Source organism: Bacillus sp. JJ1503, from assembly GCF_036965125.1.
Lineage (GTDB): Bacteria > Bacillota > Bacilli > Bacillales > Cytobacillaceae > Cytobacillus.
In genome coordinates this window covers 1-674 of record NZ_JBALOZ010000502.1, presented here as the reverse complement: position 1 = coordinate 674, position 674 = coordinate 1, and the positions used below count along the sequence as shown (strand labels likewise).

1 pseudogene is annotated in these 674 nt (G+C 37.6%); it reads left to right on the top strand.

The features are described from left to right. Positions 1 to 320: 320 nt before the first annotated feature. Positions 321 to 674 (top strand): annotated as a pseudogene (locus V7149_RS25915) (hypothetical protein); the annotation flags it as partial.

Genomic DNA, 674 nt, shown 5'->3' with positions numbered 1-674 from the left:
TATTTTTCTCGAGAGAAAAGTTTCAAATTTCGGATCCCATACTTTTCTATACTATTTTCATCCTCCCCATTATTAAACTGGCTTATTCTTGCTGAAAAAGATTCACCTATGACCAAGACGAAGAAAACAATCCTTTGAAGGCTGTAAAGGATTTCAAAGAAGCCATCGCAAGTGTTACCAATCTAATATTTTTTTAAAAATGTGAACTTTCTGCTCTTTCATTCGTATTATTAATAGAATTAAAAATAGAGGAGGAATTTCATTNNGGAAAGCTAGCACTCGCCGGTTCAATTGGTTTATCAGGAATTGCAGGCGGACTTTTGTCCGAACATCAGGTCTCAGCAGCGGAAAACATTAACGAAGTCAATTTTGAAAAAAAGGCAAAGGAATATGCTGATCTTTTTAAAACTACGGATTGGGAAAAAGCATACGGCCACTTAAGTAACAGCCTTCAAGCAAAAGTAGCAAAGGAACAGCTGCCAACCCTTATTGCAGGCCTAACAGAAGCACAATTTGGAAAAACAAAAGAAATCACGTTAAAAGATATCAAAAAGAATGGAGTGCACACGAATGCCGCTTTCACAGTGACAGCTGATCAAGGTGTGTACGAGCTTGTTTTGCGATTAAACGATGCTGGGCAGATTGACGACATGCTTTTCAATACATACGCTGTA